The organism is Natronorubrum sediminis (genome assembly GCF_900108095.1).
GTDB lineage: Archaea > Halobacteriota > Halobacteria > Halobacteriales > Natrialbaceae > Natronorubrum > Natronorubrum sediminis.
The window spans coordinates 246150-262203 of record NZ_FNWL01000001.1 but is presented as its reverse complement, the minus strand read 5'-3'; the positions used below and the strand labels follow the sequence as shown (position 1 = coordinate 262203).

The window sequence follows — 16054 nt, the reverse complement described above, 5'->3', positions numbered from 1 at the left end:
GGTGATGGAAGTCGGGCAGTAAATGGGTTTCCATATCCACCTTCGTGCATAACTACGGGCCGTCGGAGAGGCTGACTACAATTCGAGTTGCTCGTCGTCGAGCCACGATCCGGCCCAGCATTCGATCTCGTCGAACACTGGATCAAGCGACTTGCCCTTGTCGGTGAGACTGTAGTACGTCGCCACCGGTGCATCTTCCTCGAGTCTGCGTTCGACGAACCCCATCTCGCCGAGGTCGTCGAGGACGCGAGAGAGCGTCCGGGCGTTTGCGCCCGTCGAGCGTTTGAGTTCGTTGAAACGTTGTTCGCCGGAGAGGAGTTCGTGCAGGACGGCCAGTCGCCACTTCGAACCGATTTGCTCGAGCGATTCGATAACGGGGCAGGCGTTCGGTTCGTCGGTCTTCGTCGTCGGCTGTTGGGTCGCCATCTATTCGATCTGGCCACGGCTATGGGACGAACCACTTTAGCAGTTCGGATCGAAACCAACTAACACCATGTTAGCAGTGCCGCCGAGTACCACACCAACAGAATGCGCACGGATTCGAAGGTATCGTTCGTGACTGACGACTCCCGCGAGACGCTCGTGCTGGGTGACGTGCGCCACGTTCACCTCGACGAGTCAGTCACACTCGAGGACCGAATCGACGTCTCCGAGGTCGACGCAGTCGGCCGACTCGCGGGCAGTCTCTACACGCGAACCGACGATCGATTCGCCCTCGAGCGACCGCCGTAGTCGCCGCGAACCCGCTGCAGTTACTCGGCGAGTCTCTCCTCGAGGTTCTCGAGTGCGCGAAGGGTGACCGGAACTGAGCCCGCTGCGTACACCGGCAGTTCGAACGCGATTCGACAGCGCTGGTTCTCGAGGTCGTCGACGCGGTGGGTTGCACCCGGCAGCCTCGAAAGCGTCCACGTCCAGCGACGGTCCGCGCAGGTCGTGATGTGAAACGACGTCCAAACTCCGGAGAGCCTGACGCGCCCCGTCGTCCCCGTTCGAATCCGCCGATCGCTCGATTCGACGCCGGAAACCAGCGGCGACCACGACGGCCACTCGGTCGTGTCGACGAGCAGTTCCCACGCGTCCGCCGCGGGTGCCTCGAGAACGTGAGAAACCTCGATCCGGCGACCGTCTTGGGTGTGTATCGGACGAACGCGAGTCATCCCTACGCGTCGCTACGCGGGCGAGGCCCATGTGAATTTTCCTCACTCGAGATCCCTCGCCAGAAGGGATCGCTATCGCTCGAGGACAGCACACTCAGCACTCGAGGTCTATCGTCAAAGATGGCGAAACGGGTGAGGCGGTCGACCGTTTTCCGGAAGGGTTTCGCCAATCATTGCGCTCGCTGAGCACATACTGTTTTTTCGGTGGGGTTCGTCTCGAGCGTATGGAGTATACGACACTCGGTTCGACCGGAATGGAAGTCAGTCGGCTCTGTCTGGGTTGTATGAGCTTCGGCTCGAGCGACTGGCGGGAGTGGGTACTCGAAGACGAAGAAGGGAAGGAGATCATCGACCGGGCGATCGACCTCGGAATCAACTTCTTCGACACGGCGAATATGTACTCGCGCGGTGAATCCGAGCGGATTCTCGGTGAGGCACTCGAGGGCCATCGCGAGTCGTCTGTCATCGCCACCAAGGTGTATCATCCGATGCGCGACGATGATCCACACTCGCAGGGACTCTCTCGAAAGACAATCGAACAGGAACTCGCCGCCAGTCGCGAGCGCCTGGGTGTGGACACGATCGACCTCTACCAGATCCACCGCTGGGATTACGATACGCCGATCGAGACCACCCTTCGAACGCTCACGGACGCGGTTCGACGCGGTGAGGTGCGCTACATCGGGGCGTCGTCGATGTGGGCCCACCAGTTCGCCGATGCGCTCGCGACGAGCGAGTTGAAGAACCTCGAGCGATTCGTTACGATGCAAAATCACTACAATCTGGTCTATCGCGAGGAGGAACGCGAGATGTTACCTCTCTGTGCGAACGAGGGCATCGGCGTGATGCCGTGGTCTCCGCTGGCCCGTGGCTACCTCACGCGCCCGCACGAGGACATCGACGCGACGACGCGCGGGGAGACTGAAGAGCACATGTACAACCATCCCTACCGTGAGGGAGGCGGCCAGGAGGTCAACGAACGCGTCGCCGAAGTCGCCGCAGACAAGGGCGCGACGATGGCCCAAATCGCTCTCGCGTGGTTGCTCCACAAAGACTGGGTCGATGCACCGATTATCGGAACTACGAGCGTCGAGCACTTAGAGCAGGCCGTCGAAGCACTCGAGATTTCGCTCTCGGCGTCGGATATGGCCTACCTCGAGGAACCGTACGAACCGGTTCCGGTGTCGGGTCACAACTGAATCGATCGTCAGGTCGCCGATTGCGGTCGACTTTGCCCGCGAAACTGATACCAAGTCCCTTTTCGCCTGCTCTCTCGTCGTACCCGTTCGTCGTGACGTGTCTATCACCGCGTCGAAACCGGCAGTGTGCTGGCGATATCACTCGACGCGTCGAACGCCGAGGGTCGAACTACAGAGCCGACAAGTACCGGTTCGGCTGGCAGTACTCCCATTGTCTGCGCTCCCTATACTAGTTGTATTCACGTATTTAATGTGAGTATACATCTAGAAATACTTGCGCGTGCTAATTCAGTACATACATAAACTAGGTAAATTTTAAATTCTGTGTTAGTGCATTGGTGGACGGATCACTGTGATTCACGCATCCCCAGAACGAACGACCCCAGTCGAACCGCCAAAAAATGCACCTGCCGCTATCCACACAACAGATGACCGCTGAATCCGCGACGCTCGACTCCGACGTTCCCCAGCGGTTCCTCGAGCACAGCGCCTACCTGTCCTGGCTCGGCATCCAGATCGACACCCTGGGATCCGCGTCCGCGACGATTCGTCTCCCTGCAAAGAGCAAACACTTCAATCCAGCCCAGGGAACGTCGAAAGCGATAAGCGGCGGAGTCATTTCGACGCTGATCGATATTTCAGGTGGGTTCGCCATCTGGACGACGTGCGACGATCCCGAGCGAGCGCAGCTCTCGACGATCGACATGAACGTCTCGTTTCTCCACCCCGCGAGCGACGATCTCATCGCCGTCGCGGAGGTCGTCAGATCCGGCGATACCTTCGGCGTGGTGGAGGTCACCGTCGAGAGCGCAGACGAGGGCGATCGCGTCGTCGCGACCGGTCGGGCGACCTATCGAATCGGCACCGAGACGAGCCAGTGACGCGATCCGACCGAACTGAACCCGCGGCCAACACCGGTTGAGGGACGTTGATCGGCGAACAATCGCGCCGAGAGGGAAACTGGGGACGATCGTCGACAGTCGACGATCGTGGGCGAATTTTTGCAGTGTCAGACGTCGACAGTGACGAGAGTGCAATCTGTGGCACTACACTCGAACTCAGGAAGTCATTTCGAGACCGATTACCGGCCGAACGGTTCCTCGGATTTACGGGATCTGTTCGACGGTTTCGACCAGTTCGTCGGCCGTTCGCCACTCGTGCAGTCGATCGTCGGCTGCGAGTAACTCGAAGACGCCGTCTTCCATCCAGCCGTAGGGATAGTCCGCGTCGAGATCCGGATACGTCCGCTTGAGGACGTAGCTCTTTTCGAAGTACTCCTCCGTGCCGACGAGGAGGCCCTGTTCGACGAGGAAGCCACTCGGTTCTTTCTCGGCGACGCCGACGATGTGGGTAACGAGGTCTGCGATCAGGCAGAACTTCTGGATGCCGTTCTCCCAGTTTCCGCGAACGTCACTCATTTGGAAGGCGTACGCGCCCGGGCGACTGTTCAATCGGTCGACGACGCGCTCGAGGCGACGACGCTGCTCGGGGTCGTAGTTCCCGAGGACGAAGTACGAGCGCTCGCGCTCGTAGATCGGTGTCAGTTCGCTCAGCACGTGGAGGAGGTCCTCGTTTTCGGCGAGCGTGAGGTCGTCGGCCTCGAGTCGCTCCGTCGCACTCGTGAGCACCTCCTCGGGGACTGGCGGCGACTCGTTGGTCATAGCCTGTGATTCATCCGGACCGACAAAAGGAGTTACTACACCGTTTCCGATTTCCGAAATAACCCTCAGGCGGTGTGGGGTCCCGTAGACACGGAGTTTACCTAGGGGTGATTTACCCGAGGGTAAACTACTTGGTCGACGGTGCCGTAGGTGGATCCATGAGTACCGATGTGGGATCGCCGGCGGGGGCAAAAACGCGCGAACTCCTGCACTTCATCACGCAGGAGACCCGATTCGCACTGCTCACGAACATCGTTCAACACCCCGAGCAGTTGCCGTCGATGTACGAACTCGAGCAACTGAATCCGAGCGTGAGCGAGGCGACCGTGTACAAACACGTCCAGAAACTCGTCGATGCGGGCGTCGTGAAAGCGGTCGCACTACCCGACGACGAGCGCCAACAAGGGTATCCCTGGAAATTCTACGGGCTGACGGACGACGGACGGGAATTACTGGAGACGCACAACCTCCTCGCCGCCGAGGAGACGCTCCAGCGAATCTACGAGACAATTTCCGATAAACCCGAGAAGATGGTGAAGTACGAAAACGCGCCCCGACCCGCGCTCGAGGGGTAACGCCGATTCCGGCAGCACCGGGAAGCGGAGAGACCCTCGAAACCGCTGAAGTCACGCTTTTGCTCTCACTCGCTTTCTGGACTCGCTCGAGACAGCGTTAGTCACCTGCTCGAGACGGATTTCTGCGCTTCGATCAGGAGAACCGTCTGGCGAGGTCTGCTTCGGTGATGATGCCGACGGTTTCGCCCGCCTCGGTGATCATCACGGCCTTGTAGTGCTCGAGCAGGTTGCTGATTTCGTCGAGCGTGGCGTCTTTGGAGACCGTCGGGAAGCTTTCGCTCATGTGCGCTTCGACGGGTTCGTCTCGAGCCTCCGAGTCGAGGTGGACGAGGTCACTCTGACTGATCGAACCGACGGGAATCCCCTCTTGGATGACGGCCAGTTGCGAGTAGGCCTCCTCTTCCATCTTGCGCGCGGCCTCTTTGACGGCGTCGTCGGGCGAGACGTTGACGACGGCCTCGTTCATCAGGTTTTCCGCGCGAACGACGTCGCTTTCGGCCTTCTCGAGGGCGTTGACGATCCGTCGGAGTGTCGACAAACGCGGATCCACGTCGCCGCCTTCGATACGGGCGATCAACGGCTGGGAGACGTCCGCCGTATTCGCGAGTTCACTCTGCGTTAACCCGAGTTCGGTCCGGCGCTGGCGGAGGTCGGCGGGTGTCGGGAGCTCCATACGGCTCAATAACTAACGGTTATAGAAAATCCTTTGGGTCAGTGCAGGTTCCGACGGCATCGAGTATCGACGCGACGGACCGCAGAATTAGTCTTCGTCTTCAGAGACGTCGATGAGGTCGACGACCGAGAGCGGCACGTCGCGAAGGGCACCGCCGACTTCGCTCTTTGCGATCCGAGAGGCGTGTTCCTCGCTATCCGCGTTGAACACTTCCATCTCGAGGCCGAGGCCGACGAGCGCGGTATTCGCCGCGACGAAGGCGGAGTCGAACGGTTCGCCACAGGCCGGACAGCCCGTTGCGCCGACTTCGACCTCGACGTAGTCCATGTTTTCGCTGTTGAGTCGCTTCCCGGCTTCGCTGACCGCGACGCCGATTGCGTCGTCGATCTCCTCGACGTCACGAACGAGCCACGCGGCTTCCATCGCGACGAGATAATTGGCCATATCAGGTGGTCGGTCCGGGGGGTTTCCTGTCTTGCGGTTCGTCGCCGGCGTGCGAGCGAGGCGCACTCCTCAATGGGTCCACGGTGCGCACGAACGACGGATGATTCTCATACGTTATGAGAATTGCCCAGGTCGATTGCTGCATACATAGCCGTACATCGCCTCGAGCACACCTCGAGTTGCAGTGAGTGAAAGTAGAGTTGAATCGCAAGACGGCGTCGGGTCGATTTTGCAGGGTTGATCATTATGCCTGGTGTATATCAAGAAAATTTATATACACCCTCCGATTGGCACCCAGTGAACGCTGATGAAATCCCGCGTGTACCACGCGAGTCTGTTCGCACTGTACCAGCTGTGTATTGTGATCGGTATCGCTGTGATGCCACTCGCAATCGCCGCCCGCCAAGCTGGAGTTACCCTTCCGGTCCATCGACTCCTCGAGAGCGTCGAGGACGCCTACGAAGCAAGTCAGTCACAGACACCGTAAGTCGAAGCATCGTTTTATCGGCGAATGCCGCTGTCGGTCATCTCGCTCGAGAGCCATCGGTGCTGATAGCGGAAACCACGGCGGTGACCGCCGGTGTTTTATATCCTCCCAGTCGTAACGTTCGGTCAATGCGTACACCTCAACATCACTCGGAGTTCTCCCGCACGGTCGACCAGTTGGCCGACGAGACGGATCCCTACGGCCCGGAGATCGGAACGATGCCACAGAACGATCTCTCGCGTGCGGATCTCGATAACGTCAACAAGACGGGAACGACGACGATCGGAATCACGACCACGGACGGCGTCGTCATCGCGACGGACATGCGCGCTAGCCTCGGCGGCCGATTCGTCTCGAACAAGAACGTCCAGAAGGTCGAGCAGATTCACCCGACCGGCGCACTGACCCTCGTCGGCAGCGTCGGCGGCGCACAGTCGTTCATCGAGACGCTCCGTGCCGAAGTGAATCTCTTCGAATCCCGACGCGGCGAGGACATGAGCATCGACGCCCTCGCGACACTCGCAGGGAACTTCGCTCGCGGCGGTCCGTTCTTCGCTATCCACCCGATTCTGGGTGGGGTGGACGAGGAGGGCAGCCACGTATACAGCATCGATCCCGCGGGTGGCGTCATGAAAGACGACTACACCGTGACGGGGTCGGGGATGCAACTCGCCTACGGTCACTTAGAACAGGCCTACGAGGACGACCTCTCGAACGACGAGGCAACGACCATCGCTGCACGTTCCATCAAATCTGCTGCCGAACGCGACACCGGCTCCGGAAACGGTGTGTTCCTCTGTGAGATCACCGAAGACGGTGTCGACATCCACGGCCACCACGATTTCGACGAAGTCGTCTAACGCAGTTACTCCAATTTCGCGTTTCGCGTGACGAACGAACCAACGAGCGTCTGCTCCTGAAGACGACCAAAACGGCATCCACTCGTTCCGTCCATCACTCGAGTGAGACGAGTATGACTCAGCGAGGCGTGTGACGACGGCCGTGCTCACGCGTCGTGATTCGAATCGATACTCGCTTGCGTTCTCGCACCCGTTGCACCTCGAGACCCGAGAAAAAAGAGAGTGAGCGTTACTGGTCGACGAACTCGACGGAGACGTCGTTCGGTTCGTCCTCGTACTCGAGTTCGATTTCGAACGTCAACCGAGAGATGACCTGCGTACAGATCTCGCCGTAGCGGTGTGGTGTGACCTGAACGACGTCACCAGCGCCCGAGGAGTCGATACCGACGACTTCAGCTTCGTAACACGATTCGGGAACCGTCGTCCCGCCGGTGATGATGACGGTATTGCCGTCGTACTCGACGGAATACTCGTCACCGGCATCGGTGTTTTCGGTGGAGATTTCGGATTCGACGTCGACGACGCGTGGGCCGTTTTCGGTTGCCGACGCCGTACTCGTCAGCGTCGCTCCTGCCAGGACTGATACACCGATCGCTTTGAGTGCTGCTCTTCGTTGCATTGCATTGACACCTTACGGCGAAGGTGTATGTAACTATTTCCTCACAGTATTGGTGTTATTTTTATGTCCGCTGAGAACTGGCGGGCAGGTTCGAACACGGCGGCCCATCCCACCGCAATACTTCACCGCTAATCGATGCTCACTGAAGCTTCGCGCACTGTTCCGCCTCGAGTTCGGGGTCTTCGAGTTGTGCCGCTCGGCCGGTTTCGCTCGAGCGATAGATGGCGTCGATGACGCGTTGGACGGTCAGCGCTTCTTCGATGGTGTTGGTTTCGGGTTCGGTTTCGGTGGCGACTGCGCGAAGGAACTGTTCGTCCTGTTCGGTGTATCCGGTTACCGACGAGTCGCCGGTGAGCGTCGAGTCGGCGTAGTGGTCGCAGCCAGCCGTTCCGGTCTCGAGAATGTCCAGAGCCGTGTCCCCGATATCGAACTGCGCGCCCGCGTCTGTGCCGCGAATCCGAAAGTCCATGCTCTCCTCGCGGTTCGTCGCCCAGGCGGCCTCGAGCGAGATGGTCTCGCCGTTCTCACAGCGGATGAACGCACTGACGGAGTCGTCGACGTCGTACGTCTCATTCTTCCCATCCCACGCGTCGCCGAATCCGTCGGGGTCGGCGTACTCCTCGGCGGAACCGAACGTCGTTCTGGTTACGCCGGAGACCTCAGTAATCTGTGGGAAATCGAGGGTGTAGAGGGCAAGGTCGAGTGCGTGAACGCCGATGTCGAGGAGCGCGCCGCCGCCGGCGAGTTCGGGATTCGTAAACCAGGACCCAGGGCCGGGAACACCGCGTCGCCGGACGTAGTTCGCTTCGACGTGCGTGAGGTCGCCGAATCGACCGCGAGTGTGGTGGTCGTCGAACATGGCCATCGACGCGGCGTGACGGTTGTGAAAGCCCACCATGCAAATTCCGTCTGCGTCGGCCGCCACGCGAGCGATTCGCCGCGCGCTCTCGAGGGTGTGTGCGAGTGGTTTTTCGACGAGCACGTCACAACCGGCCTCTAGCGCGTCGATCGCGATCGGTTCGTGGAAGCGATTCGGAGTCGTCACGATAACGGCGTCGACGGTGTCGTCGTCGACGAGGCCGTCGTGAGTCTCGTACGTTTCTGCCTCGAACTCCGTTTCGAAGCGCTCACGCTGTGCTTCGACGAGGTCTGCGCCAGCGACGACGTTCGCACCGAGTTCCGTCACGTGTCGAGCGTGGAGGTGGCCCATTCCACCGAGACCGACAACCCCCACACCAATCCCCGCGCCGATCATCGTAAAATCACCAATTTCCAAGCACGTGGAAGAGAGATGGAAGAAGAAACGGTCCATTTCGTCCTCGATCGTGTACGCTCCCAGTCCATACAGAGAGGCAGCCGTCGATCAAAATAAGGGTTGTGACCGATTTGTTTCTACGATTTCGGGATAATTCACGTGAATTGTTATGTTCTTGCTACCATCCATCGATAGTCCCGAGTAAATCTGTATTTCCTTGCGAGAGTCAGAAGTGACACACGCTCCTACTAAGCGAGTGGGCGCTGAAGACCGAATCGATGTCGACGGTCACGATCTGGAACGAGTTTCGACACGAACGCGAAGACGACGACGTCGCAGCCGTCTATCCGGATGGAATTCACGAGACGATCGCAGAGGGGCTCACCGACGGAGAGCGAACGCACGACGTCCAGTACGCAACGCTCGAGGAACCCGAACACGGCCTTACCGAGGACGTTCTCGAGCGAACGGACGTGTTGGTGTGGTGGGGCCACGAGGCCCACGACGAGGTCGCCGACGAAATCGTCGACCGCGTTCACCGGCGCGTCCTCGAGGGGATGGGACTGATCGCCCTTCACTCGGCTCACTACTCGAAACCGTTCAAGCGACTTATGGGGACGACGTGCAGCCTCCAGTATCGAGAAGCGGGTGAGACGGAGCGCCTCTGGGTGGTCGACCCGGGACACCCCATCGTCGACGGGTTCGAGGGCTCACTCGAGTTACCGCGGACGGAGATGTACGGCGAGCCCTTCGACGTTCCCGAACCCGACCGACTGGTTTTCCTCAGTTGGTTCGAGGGCGGCGAGGTGTTTCGAAGCGGCTGTTGTTACCGGCGGGGAAGCGGACGAATCTTCTACTTTCGTCCAGGTCACGAAACGTATCCGATCTACGAAAACGAAGAGATCCGACGCGTTCTCCGCAACGCGGTCGCGTGGGCCACGCCGACGGACGGTGCGCCGCGAACGTTCGGCGAACGCGAGTAACGGTGAGGGCGCGGTGATGTCGTCTCCCGAACTGTGAAGACAAATGGCGGTTCTCGTTCCTTCAGAAGTACTCGCGTCCGTCGTCCGTGATGACGCTCTCGAGTAACTCGACCGGTGTCGCGTCGTAATTCGGATTTTCGATCGCGAAGCCGTCGGCGGGTTCCGGCATGACCTCGCTGCCCACGCGGTACTCGTTTTCGAAGACGAATCCCTCCTCGACGATCTTCGACGCCGATCCGAGGACGGTCACGGGGACATCGAGTTGTGCTGCGGTCGCCGCGATGGGAAACGTCCCGACGCGGTTGTACAGCATCTCGTCGACGATACAATCCATGCCGACGACGACGCGGTCGCACTCCTCGAGGTAGAGTCCGTGGGCGCTATCGGTGATCAAGGTGGCGTCAACGTTGTCTATGTCGGCGAGTTGCCGTGCCGTCTTGCGGCCGATGTATCGGGGCCGAGCCTCCGTGATGTAGACGTCGAACGATTTGCCGGCCGTCGTCGCGTACTCGAGCGCCTCGAGTACCGTCGAGGAATAATCGTGCGTTAACAGGGTTGCGCCGTCGTCGAGAACGTCGACCGCGTTCTCGGCCGCCAGGCGTTTTGCGGCTTCGACTCGCGAGACGACGGCGTCGATTTGGTCTTGCGTGTGGCGCTTGGCGTCCTCGACGCTGTCGAGGTCGGCGTCCTCGACGGCGGTAACGACCTCCCTGACTGCCGTCTGAAGTGAGGCGTGGGAGGGGTTCGCTCGCCGAAGGACGGTACCGTTTCGTTCCAACGAACGGACGTACTCTTCGACGGTAGCGAACTCTCGATCGACCAGTTCCTCGAGAGCCCGCGTCGCACGTACGGCCACTACCGAGGAGCTGTGAGTCTGCATTGCCTGTATCTCCTCGACCGTCTCGTCGATCATACTCGGACAGATTCTCGTGAGCGCCAAAGGTGTTCGGGTCGTACTCGACCGAGGGCGACGCGACGAGTGACGACTCGAAGCCTACGTCGCTGTTGTGTGATCAGACTGGGTCTCGAGTGGCGACACAACTGACAATGGCAACTCGAGCGGACAGTCACTCGCGACACAGTCTCTGACTTCAGGTCTCTCCCCTGGGTGCTTTCTCGACGGTCAATCGGTCATTGGTCTTCGAGAAGGGGGGCTGCAATGACACAACGACCCACGTTTCGAGACGCCTCGTCGCGTCTGCGCGTCGCTTCGAGGAGTTCGAGTCGAGGACCGTACCAGCGAGTGTAAGAACCCCAATCGGTGGCGGTGAACTCGTGTTTCCTTCGCTTACCCGCGTTCGAAACTGGTTGACGCTCCGTTTCCCAATCTATTCTCAGTATAACAATTCACTGGCTCGCCCTCGAGCAAAAGCGTACAGATGACTCACCGAATCGATCGCACAACAGAGACGGATCAATGAACCGACGAACCTATTTGACGACGGGCCTCGCACTCGGTGCAACGGGGTTCGCTGGTGTCAGTCTCGGTCGGACCGAAGGAGTGGATGAAGAACACGTGATCGGCGAAGACCCCGACGATGACGACGAATTCGCAGACGCGGGTCCGGCCTCGCCGCCACCGACCGGGACGTTCGACGACTTCGAAACCCTCGAGCGCTGGCGCGTCAGACAGGATATCGGCTCGTTCGACGCCGATACGGATCGGTATTACGAGGGGTCACAATCGGTCGTGTTCGAGGCAGACGACGAGGGCCAGACTCGAATCCGTCGCACGCTCGACGATCCGATCGACATCCGGACCGTGGCACCCGGTCTCGCCGTCGCCGGCGAGCGAAGCAGCGTCGTCAGGATTCAGCTTCAAGACGCCGACGGCGACTACGTCGAGTACAGCCAGCGAGTGCTCGAGGGAATGCCGATGACGCGCAAGAACTTCGGACTCACTCGCATCCGGGGTGACCCCGATCTCAGCGAAATTTTCGTCCTCCAAATCGTCCACTGGGGGGACGAAAACGCCGACGGGGCCCAGCTCTGGGTCGATGACTTCCACTTCGTCCCAAAGCCCGAGACGGGACGGGTTATGCTCCAGTTCCACGGCGGATACGAATCTCACTACACGGTCGCGCTGTCGCTCCTCGAGGAGTACGGCGTCACGGGAAGCGCGTTCGTTCCCCCCGAGCGAATCGGTGCCGAATCCGGAAACGGCGAAAGTCGACTGACGGAGGGACAGATCGCGTCGCTGGCCGGTGCCGACTGGACGATCGGCAGTTACGCTGCACGGGGTTCACACCTCGACGGAGGCTCGAGCAGCCAGTTGGCAGCCGAGATCGTTGGCCCGGCCGAGTGGCTCGAGGACGAAGGGTACGCAGACGACGGCCGGTTTTTCGCCTATCCGGGTGCAGTGTATTCGGAAGCGTCGTACGAACTCGTCACGGAACACTACGACCTCGCGTTCGCGGGCTCGGCGCGGGCGCAGGGCTACGCCGGAAATCCGCATCTGTGTTCGCTCACCAGTTCACCCCAACCGTTCGAAGCTGCCGACGTCGTCGAGTGGACGGCCGAACACGGCGGTATCACGGCAATTCCGTTCTACGAGATCGACGACGAGGATTCCTACGAGGCGCTCGAGGAGACGGTCTCACGGATCGCAGAACTCGAAGCAGCGGGACACCTCGAGACGATTTCCCCCGTCGAGATGGCCGAGGAGTACGTCTACTGACGCCGAGTTTCGACACTTCGCCTGAACTCCAAAACTACACTTTGGTGGAACGTGCGGTCGGAAGTCCGTCCGACCGTCCGTTCGTCACGCCTCGTCGTCGAACCCGAAGATCCGCTGGAGTTCGCGCTCGATTCGCTCGCGAAGTTCCGTGAGGACCGTCTCGAACTGGTCGTGGTCGGCAACCGAACCGACGCGTTCTCGAGCATCGTCCGGGAGTTCGACGCTGAATTCGCCGTCACCGACGTAGAACGGTTCGCTTTCGCTCAAGACCTTCCGGTCGATCGCCCGAAGCACCGCCGAATCGTACCGTCCGTGTAGCTGGTTGTACGCGTTCGAGTAGGCTTCCTCGAGTTCCTCGAAGTAGTAGACGTACTTCTCCTCGAACTTTTCGGGGTCGAACTCGGTCATGGCGGAGTGTGGGTTGGCCAGCGGGTAAACGGTTCGGAAAATCGACCCGACAGCCTGCGATTGGCGTCTCTCACGGTTACCACCACACCCCATTTCGTCGTCGCCATCGACATCCACCCGCCGTCGCCATCGACACCCACCGCTGGCCACAGATTTACACGCACGACGCCGCTAGCTCCACGTATGAGCGTTACCGTCCGCTATACTTGCCCTCACTGCGACGCCGTCGTTAGCCTCGAGCGACCGCCGGAACTCACCGATCGATCGGTCACGACCACCACACAGCCAGGGTGGGAGTACGCCTCGCCGGACGATCCGGATCGCGAGGAAGCCGACGGAATCGCGTTCGTCTGCGGCGAGGACGGCCCTGTGACCGATCTCGAGGGAGATCCAGTCGAGGGCTGTGGTCGTCCGTTCTACCTCAACTTCGTCCGCTACGAACACGGCGTGGAACTCGAGCCGGATCCGCCGACGTACGGCGGGCCGCGATTCGATTTCAACGCGTAGGGTGCTCGTGTAAGGGATCTCGATCATTACGAGCACTGTCCTCGCAAACCAGCGAAGCGAGTGAGCAACGTTTTCGAGCCATATTCTTGGAGCGATTCGACCGAACGGACTGGAGGGTGACGGAAAAAGGTGGGAACACAACCCTTTTCGACGGCCAGTTCTACCTACGGACATGGACGAAGACGCCGTTCGCGACCGCCTCCGGACGGTCGAGGACCCGGAACTCGGAGACGATATCGTCTCGCTCGGACTCGTCAACGACATCAGCGTCGATGGCGACACCGTCGAAGTGGATCTCGCCCTCGGTGCACCGTACTCACCCACCGAAAGTGACATGGCCGCCGAAATCCGTCAGGTGCTCGTCGACGAGGGTCTCGAGCCGGAACTCTCGGCGAGCATTCCGGACCGCGACGATCTCGCGAGCGAGGACCAGGTACTCCCGAACGTCAAGAACGTCATCGCCGTCTCCTCGGGGAAAGGTGGCGTCGGCAAGTCGACGCTGTCGGTGAACCTCGCGGCCGGACTCTCACAACTCGGGGCTCGCGTCGGCCTCTTCGACGCCGACGTGTACGGACCGAACGTTCCGCGGATGGTCGACGCCGACGAGCCGCCGATGACGACCGAAGAAGAGACGCTCGTTCCGCCCGAAAAGTACGGCGTCAAGCTGATGAGCATGGCGTTTCTCACCGGCGAGGACGACCCCGTTATTTGGCGCGGCCCGATGGTCCACAAGGTCATCACGCAACTGACCGAGGACGTCGAATGGGGACACCTCGATTACCTCATCATCGACCTCCCGCCGGGGACCGGTGACACCCAACTCACGATGCTCCAAACTATGCCCGTCACGGGCTCAGTCATCGTGACGACCCCACAGGACGTCGCACTCGACGACGCTCGGAAAGGCCTCGAGATGTTCGCCAAACACGACACCGTCGTGTTGGGCATCGCCGAGAACATGTCGACGTTCTCCTGTCCCGACTGTGGCGGCGAACACGACATCTTCGGTTCCGGCGGCGGCGAGGAGTTCGCCGAGACCCACGAGATGCCGTTCCTCGGATCGGTTCCCCTCGATCCAGCCGTCCGAGAAGGCGGCGACGGCGGGAAGCCAACCGTCCTCGAGGACGACTCCTCGACGGGCGACGCGTTCCGAACGATCACCGAAAACGTCGCGAACAACACCGGTATCGTCCACCGACGCGGCATCTCCCAGAGCAGGCAAAGCGGTGCCGTCACGCCCGACCGATGAGCGACGAGGCGACCGACGACGCCACCGCGGCGGGCGAGTTCACCGCTGATCCCGAACGCGTCGCCACGCTTCGCGAAATCGCCGACGACGTCCGTGGCGAAACCAGCGAGAGCAAACAACTCGCGAACATCCTCTATCGCACCAGCGACCTCTACGACGCGAGCGAGGACACGTCGCCCGAATCGATCGTCCGCAACGTCAAATTCATCCTCGAGGTCACCGAGCGCGGCGGTCTCGGTCGCTAACTCGACTCCGTAACCGCCACCGCTCGCGGCCGCGTCGCTTTTGCGCTTCTATCACGACACTCGAGTGTGGACGCGAATCAACGCTCTCGAAGCAACCCCTACGGGATGGACAAGGAGTGCCAGAACTGTCCGGCGCTCTGTGAAACGCGCACGCAGGTCGTCCACGGCTACGGCGACGTGGATGCGGACTTTCTGTTCGTCGGCGAACGGCCATCCGAGCGTGCTGACCAACTCGGGGTACCGTTCGCAGAACCCGCAAACGATCGATCCGATGGCGGGGAAGGGGCCACGCTCCGACGGATGCTCGAGCGCCTCGGTCTCTGCGATTCGACCTCGCCACCAGACGCACCGCAGGTCGAGAACGTCTATCTCACGAATTTGACGCGGTGTCGCGACCCCGACCGACGGCCGACAGCCGACGAAATCGGCAACTGTGAACCGTACCTCAACGCCGAGATTCGGATGATCAACCCGGAGATCCTCGTCCCCGTCGGCGAGCGCGCCCTCGCGGAACTCGGGACGACGTACACGACGACCCCCGTCGACGAGCTTTCGCTCCCTGCAGCGCACGCGGCTCGAATCCGTGGCCGCGGCTTCGAACTCGTTCCGATGGTCGCCCCACGCGAGCAGACCGACGATCAGACACAAGTGTGGCTCGAGGGGTTCGTCGACCTCATGGCGTCGGATTATCGCCAGACGAAGGGACAACGAGATCGCTGAAAATCGGTTCGTCAGGTCGTGTAGCACCGACAGTGTAACTACCAGTACGGACCCGCTCGCCACTGCTTGGAACGGGCACCGAGGGCGATTAGCCCACCGACGACGAGCGCCGTGACGACGAGGACGCCGGCCGTTGGCGCAAGATACTCACTCGACTCGAGGAGGTAGCCATCGACGGCCCCGAGGAGGCCGACGACCGCGAGTGCGGCGATAGAGAGGGAGCCGAGCAATCCAACCGAGCGCGGAATCGATCGCGAAATCGCTTGTTCGTCCATGCGCGAGTGCTCGCGTCCCACCACTATAATTCACCCGACGTTCGGTCGGTACCTGGACAG

Annotated in this window: 22 protein-coding genes; 12 read left to right on the top strand and 10 right to left on the bottom strand. The window is 60.7% G+C overall.

Annotated features, from left to right (window positions below; genetic code table 11):
- Nucleotides 1–75: 75 nt before the first annotated feature.
- Nucleotides 76–426, bottom strand: coding sequence for a winged helix-turn-helix transcriptional regulator (locus BLW62_RS01295; protein ID WP_090504040.1), 351 nt, complete (start codon nucleotides 424–426; stop codon nucleotides 76–78).
- A 129-nt stretch (nucleotides 427–555) separates the two neighbouring features.
- On the opposite strand from BLW62_RS01295, the gene BLW62_RS01290 reads away from it, so the two are divergent.
- Nucleotides 556–732 carry a hypothetical protein gene (locus BLW62_RS01290; protein WP_245726644.1) on the top strand — a complete coding sequence of 59 codons (177 nt, stop codon included), beginning with the start codon at nucleotides 556–558 and terminating at the stop codon, nucleotides 730–732.
- Between the two features lie 20 nt (nucleotides 733–752).
- Here the strand turns inward: BLW62_RS01290 and BLW62_RS01285 are convergent, their stop codons facing one another.
- Nucleotides 753–1157 (bottom strand): SRPBCC family protein, encoded by a 405-nt coding sequence (locus tag BLW62_RS01285; RefSeq protein WP_090504037.1) that lies wholly within the window; start codon nucleotides 1155–1157, stop codon nucleotides 753–755.
- Nucleotides 1158–1381: 224 nt separating this feature from the next.
- On the opposite strand from BLW62_RS01285, the gene BLW62_RS01280 reads away from it, so the two are divergent.
- Nucleotides 1382–2356 carry an aldo/keto reductase gene (locus tag BLW62_RS01280; RefSeq protein ID WP_090504032.1) on the top strand — a complete coding sequence of 325 codons (975 nt, stop codon included), beginning with the start codon at nucleotides 1382–1384 and terminating at the stop codon, nucleotides 2354–2356.
- Between the two features lie 428 nt (nucleotides 2357–2784).
- The gene (locus BLW62_RS01275; RefSeq protein WP_175459653.1) at nucleotides 2785–3237 is read left to right on the top strand and encodes a PaaI family thioesterase; all 453 of its coding nucleotides are present in this window, start codon (nucleotides 2785–2787) and stop codon (nucleotides 3235–3237) included.
- Between the two features lie 225 nt (nucleotides 3238–3462).
- Here the strand turns inward: BLW62_RS01275 and BLW62_RS01270 are convergent, their stop codons facing one another.
- Nucleotides 3463–4017 (bottom strand): DUF8170 family protein, encoded by a 555-nt coding sequence (locus BLW62_RS01270; RefSeq protein ID WP_090504024.1) that lies wholly within the window; start codon nucleotides 4015–4017, stop codon nucleotides 3463–3465.
- 158 nt (nucleotides 4018–4175) lie between these two features.
- On the opposite strand from BLW62_RS01270, the gene BLW62_RS01265 reads away from it, so the two are divergent.
- Entirely contained in the window at nucleotides 4176–4592 is a 417-nt protein-coding gene (locus BLW62_RS01265) for a MarR family winged helix-turn-helix transcriptional regulator (RefSeq protein ID WP_090504019.1), read from the top strand.
- A 133-nt stretch (nucleotides 4593–4725) separates the two neighbouring features.
- Here BLW62_RS01265 and BLW62_RS01260 read toward each other — a convergent pair whose 3' ends face one another.
- Complete coding sequence (locus tag BLW62_RS01260) at nucleotides 4726–5265, bottom strand: CBS domain-containing protein (RefSeq protein ID WP_076578197.1); 540 nt, start codon at nucleotides 5263–5265, stop codon at nucleotides 4726–4728.
- An 87-nt stretch (nucleotides 5266–5352) separates the two neighbouring features.
- A complete protein-coding gene (locus BLW62_RS01255; RefSeq protein ID WP_076578195.1) occupies nucleotides 5353–5709 on the bottom strand; it encodes a DUF555 domain-containing protein in 357 nt (118 codons plus the stop codon).
- 307 nt (nucleotides 5710–6016) lie between these two features.
- Here BLW62_RS01255 and BLW62_RS01250 point away from each other — a divergent pair, with 307 nt between their 5' ends.
- Both BLW62_RS01250 and psmB read left to right on the top strand, forming a co-directional pair.
- On the top strand, nucleotides 6017–6196 hold the full coding sequence (locus BLW62_RS01250) for a hypothetical protein (protein WP_076578193.1): 180 nt from the start codon (nucleotides 6017–6019) through the stop codon (nucleotides 6194–6196).
- A 128-nt stretch (nucleotides 6197–6324) separates the two neighbouring features.
- Nucleotides 6325–7056: an archaeal proteasome endopeptidase complex subunit beta gene (gene psmB, locus BLW62_RS01245; protein ID WP_090504014.1), complete on the top strand. Its 732-nt coding sequence runs from the start codon at nucleotides 6325–6327 to the stop codon at nucleotides 7054–7056.
- 229 nt (nucleotides 7057–7285) lie between these two features.
- Here the strand turns inward: psmB and BLW62_RS01240 are convergent, their stop codons facing one another.
- Both BLW62_RS01240 and BLW62_RS01235 read right to left on the bottom strand, forming a co-directional pair.
- Complete coding sequence (locus BLW62_RS01240; RefSeq protein ID WP_090504010.1) at nucleotides 7286–7675, bottom strand: hypothetical protein; 390 nt, start codon at nucleotides 7673–7675, stop codon at nucleotides 7286–7288.
- A gap of 139 nt (nucleotides 7676–7814) precedes the next feature.
- Nucleotides 7815–8930 (bottom strand): Gfo/Idh/MocA family protein, encoded by a 1116-nt coding sequence (locus tag BLW62_RS01235; RefSeq protein ID WP_090504008.1) that lies wholly within the window; start codon nucleotides 8928–8930, stop codon nucleotides 7815–7817.
- A gap of 278 nt (nucleotides 8931–9208) precedes the next feature.
- Between BLW62_RS01235 and BLW62_RS01230 the strand changes: the two genes are divergently transcribed.
- Nucleotides 9209–9913 (top strand): ThuA domain-containing protein, encoded by a 705-nt coding sequence (locus BLW62_RS01230; RefSeq protein ID WP_090504003.1) that lies wholly within the window; start codon nucleotides 9209–9211, stop codon nucleotides 9911–9913.
- A 61-nt stretch (nucleotides 9914–9974) separates the two neighbouring features.
- Here the strand turns inward: BLW62_RS01230 and BLW62_RS01225 are convergent, their stop codons facing one another.
- The gene (locus tag BLW62_RS01225; RefSeq protein ID WP_090504000.1) at nucleotides 9975–10826 is read right to left on the bottom strand and encodes an eIF2B alpha/beta/delta subunit family protein; all 852 of its coding nucleotides are present in this window, start codon (nucleotides 10824–10826) and stop codon (nucleotides 9975–9977) included.
- 504 nt (nucleotides 10827–11330) lie between these two features.
- Here BLW62_RS01225 and BLW62_RS01220 point away from each other — a divergent pair.
- A complete protein-coding gene (locus BLW62_RS01220) occupies nucleotides 11331–12590 on the top strand; it encodes a polysaccharide deacetylase family protein (RefSeq protein WP_090503994.1) in 1260 nt (419 codons plus the stop codon).
- A gap of 84 nt (nucleotides 12591–12674) precedes the next feature.
- On the opposite strand, the gene BLW62_RS01215 is transcribed toward BLW62_RS01220, so the two are convergent.
- Complete coding sequence (locus tag BLW62_RS01215; protein WP_090506372.1) at nucleotides 12675–12998, bottom strand: DUF5783 family protein; 324 nt, start codon at nucleotides 12996–12998, stop codon at nucleotides 12675–12677.
- A gap of 183 nt (nucleotides 12999–13181) precedes the next feature.
- Between BLW62_RS01215 and BLW62_RS01210 the strand changes: the two genes are divergently transcribed.
- The 4 genes from BLW62_RS01210 (at nucleotide 13182) to BLW62_RS01195 (ending at nucleotide 15719) form a co-directional block, all read left to right on the top strand.
- On the top strand, nucleotides 13182–13505 hold the full coding sequence (locus BLW62_RS01210) for a DUF7969 family protein (protein ID WP_090503990.1): 324 nt from the start codon (nucleotides 13182–13184) through the stop codon (nucleotides 13503–13505).
- A 172-nt stretch (nucleotides 13506–13677) separates the two neighbouring features.
- A complete protein-coding gene (locus tag BLW62_RS01205; RefSeq protein WP_090503985.1) occupies nucleotides 13678–14754 on the top strand; it encodes an Mrp/NBP35 family ATP-binding protein in 1077 nt (358 codons plus the stop codon).
- On the top strand, nucleotides 14751–14999 hold the full coding sequence (locus tag BLW62_RS01200) for a DUF7976 family protein (protein WP_076578177.1): 249 nt from the start codon (nucleotides 14751–14753) through the stop codon (nucleotides 14997–14999). Before BLW62_RS01205 ends, BLW62_RS01200 begins: the two co-directional genes overlap by 4 nt.
- A 105-nt stretch (nucleotides 15000–15104) precedes the next feature.
- On the top strand, nucleotides 15105–15719 hold the full coding sequence (locus tag BLW62_RS01195) for a uracil-DNA glycosylase (protein WP_090503980.1): 615 nt from the start codon (nucleotides 15105–15107) through the stop codon (nucleotides 15717–15719).
- Nucleotides 15720–15757: 38 nt separating this feature from the next.
- Here the strand turns inward: BLW62_RS01195 and BLW62_RS01190 are convergent, their stop codons facing one another.
- Nucleotides 15758–15994 carry a hypothetical protein gene (locus tag BLW62_RS01190; RefSeq protein WP_090503975.1) on the bottom strand — a complete coding sequence of 79 codons (237 nt, stop codon included), beginning with the start codon at nucleotides 15992–15994 and terminating at the stop codon, nucleotides 15758–15760.
- Between the last annotated feature and the right edge of the window lie 60 nt (nucleotides 15995–16054).

Excerpts from the sequence above, each read along its gene's own strand:
- BLW62_RS01295 (WP_090504040.1), bottom strand. The coding sequence starts at position 426 with ATGGCGACCCAACAGCCGACGACGAAGACCGACGAACCGAACGCCTGC.
- BLW62_RS01285 (WP_090504037.1), bottom strand. The coding sequence starts at position 1,157 with ATGACTCGCGTTCGTCCGATACACACCCAAGACGGTCGCCGGATCGAG.
- BLW62_RS01280 (WP_090504032.1), top strand. The coding sequence starts at position 1,382 with ATGGAGTATACGACACTCGGTTCGACCGGAATGGAAGTCAGTCGGCTC.
- BLW62_RS01275 (WP_175459653.1), top strand. The coding sequence starts at position 2,785 with ATGACCGCTGAATCCGCGACGCTCGACTCCGACGTTCCCCAGCGGTTC.
- BLW62_RS01270 (WP_090504024.1), bottom strand. The coding sequence starts at position 4,017 with ATGACCAACGAGTCGCCGCCAGTCCCCGAGGAGGTGCTCACGAGTGCG.
- BLW62_RS01265 (WP_090504019.1), top strand. The coding sequence starts at position 4,176 with ATGAGTACCGATGTGGGATCGCCGGCGGGGGCAAAAACGCGCGAACTC.
- BLW62_RS01260 (WP_076578197.1), bottom strand. The coding sequence starts at position 5,265 with ATGGAGCTCCCGACACCCGCCGACCTCCGCCAGCGCCGGACCGAACTC.
- BLW62_RS01255 (WP_076578195.1), bottom strand. The coding sequence starts at position 5,709 with ATGGCCAATTATCTCGTCGCGATGGAAGCCGCGTGGCTCGTTCGTGAC.
- BLW62_RS01250 (WP_076578193.1), top strand. The coding sequence starts at position 6,017 with ATGAAATCCCGCGTGTACCACGCGAGTCTGTTCGCACTGTACCAGCTG.
- psmB (WP_090504014.1), top strand. The coding sequence starts at position 6,325 with ATGCGTACACCTCAACATCACTCGGAGTTCTCCCGCACGGTCGACCAG.
- BLW62_RS01240 (WP_090504010.1), bottom strand. The coding sequence starts at position 7,675 with ATGCAACGAAGAGCAGCACTCAAAGCGATCGGTGTATCAGTCCTGGCA.
- BLW62_RS01235 (WP_090504008.1), bottom strand. The coding sequence starts at position 8,930 with ATGATCGGCGCGGGGATTGGTGTGGGGGTTGTCGGTCTCGGTGGAATG.
- BLW62_RS01230 (WP_090504003.1), top strand. The coding sequence starts at position 9,209 with ATGTCGACGGTCACGATCTGGAACGAGTTTCGACACGAACGCGAAGAC.
- BLW62_RS01225 (WP_090504000.1), bottom strand. The coding sequence starts at position 10,826 with ATGATCGACGAGACGGTCGAGGAGATACAGGCAATGCAGACTCACAGC.
- BLW62_RS01220 (WP_090503994.1), top strand. The coding sequence starts at position 11,331 with ATGAACCGACGAACCTATTTGACGACGGGCCTCGCACTCGGTGCAACG.
- BLW62_RS01215 (WP_090506372.1), bottom strand. The coding sequence starts at position 12,998 with ATGACCGAGTTCGACCCCGAAAAGTTCGAGGAGAAGTACGTCTACTAC.
- BLW62_RS01210 (WP_090503990.1), top strand. The coding sequence starts at position 13,182 with ATGAGCGTTACCGTCCGCTATACTTGCCCTCACTGCGACGCCGTCGTT.
- BLW62_RS01205 (WP_090503985.1), top strand. The coding sequence starts at position 13,678 with ATGGACGAAGACGCCGTTCGCGACCGCCTCCGGACGGTCGAGGACCCG.
- BLW62_RS01200 (WP_076578177.1), top strand. The coding sequence starts at position 14,751 with ATGAGCGACGAGGCGACCGACGACGCCACCGCGGCGGGCGAGTTCACC.
- BLW62_RS01195 (WP_090503980.1), top strand. The coding sequence starts at position 15,105 with ATGGACAAGGAGTGCCAGAACTGTCCGGCGCTCTGTGAAACGCGCACG.
- BLW62_RS01190 (WP_090503975.1), bottom strand. The coding sequence starts at position 15,994 with ATGGACGAACAAGCGATTTCGCGATCGATTCCGCGCTCGGTTGGATTG.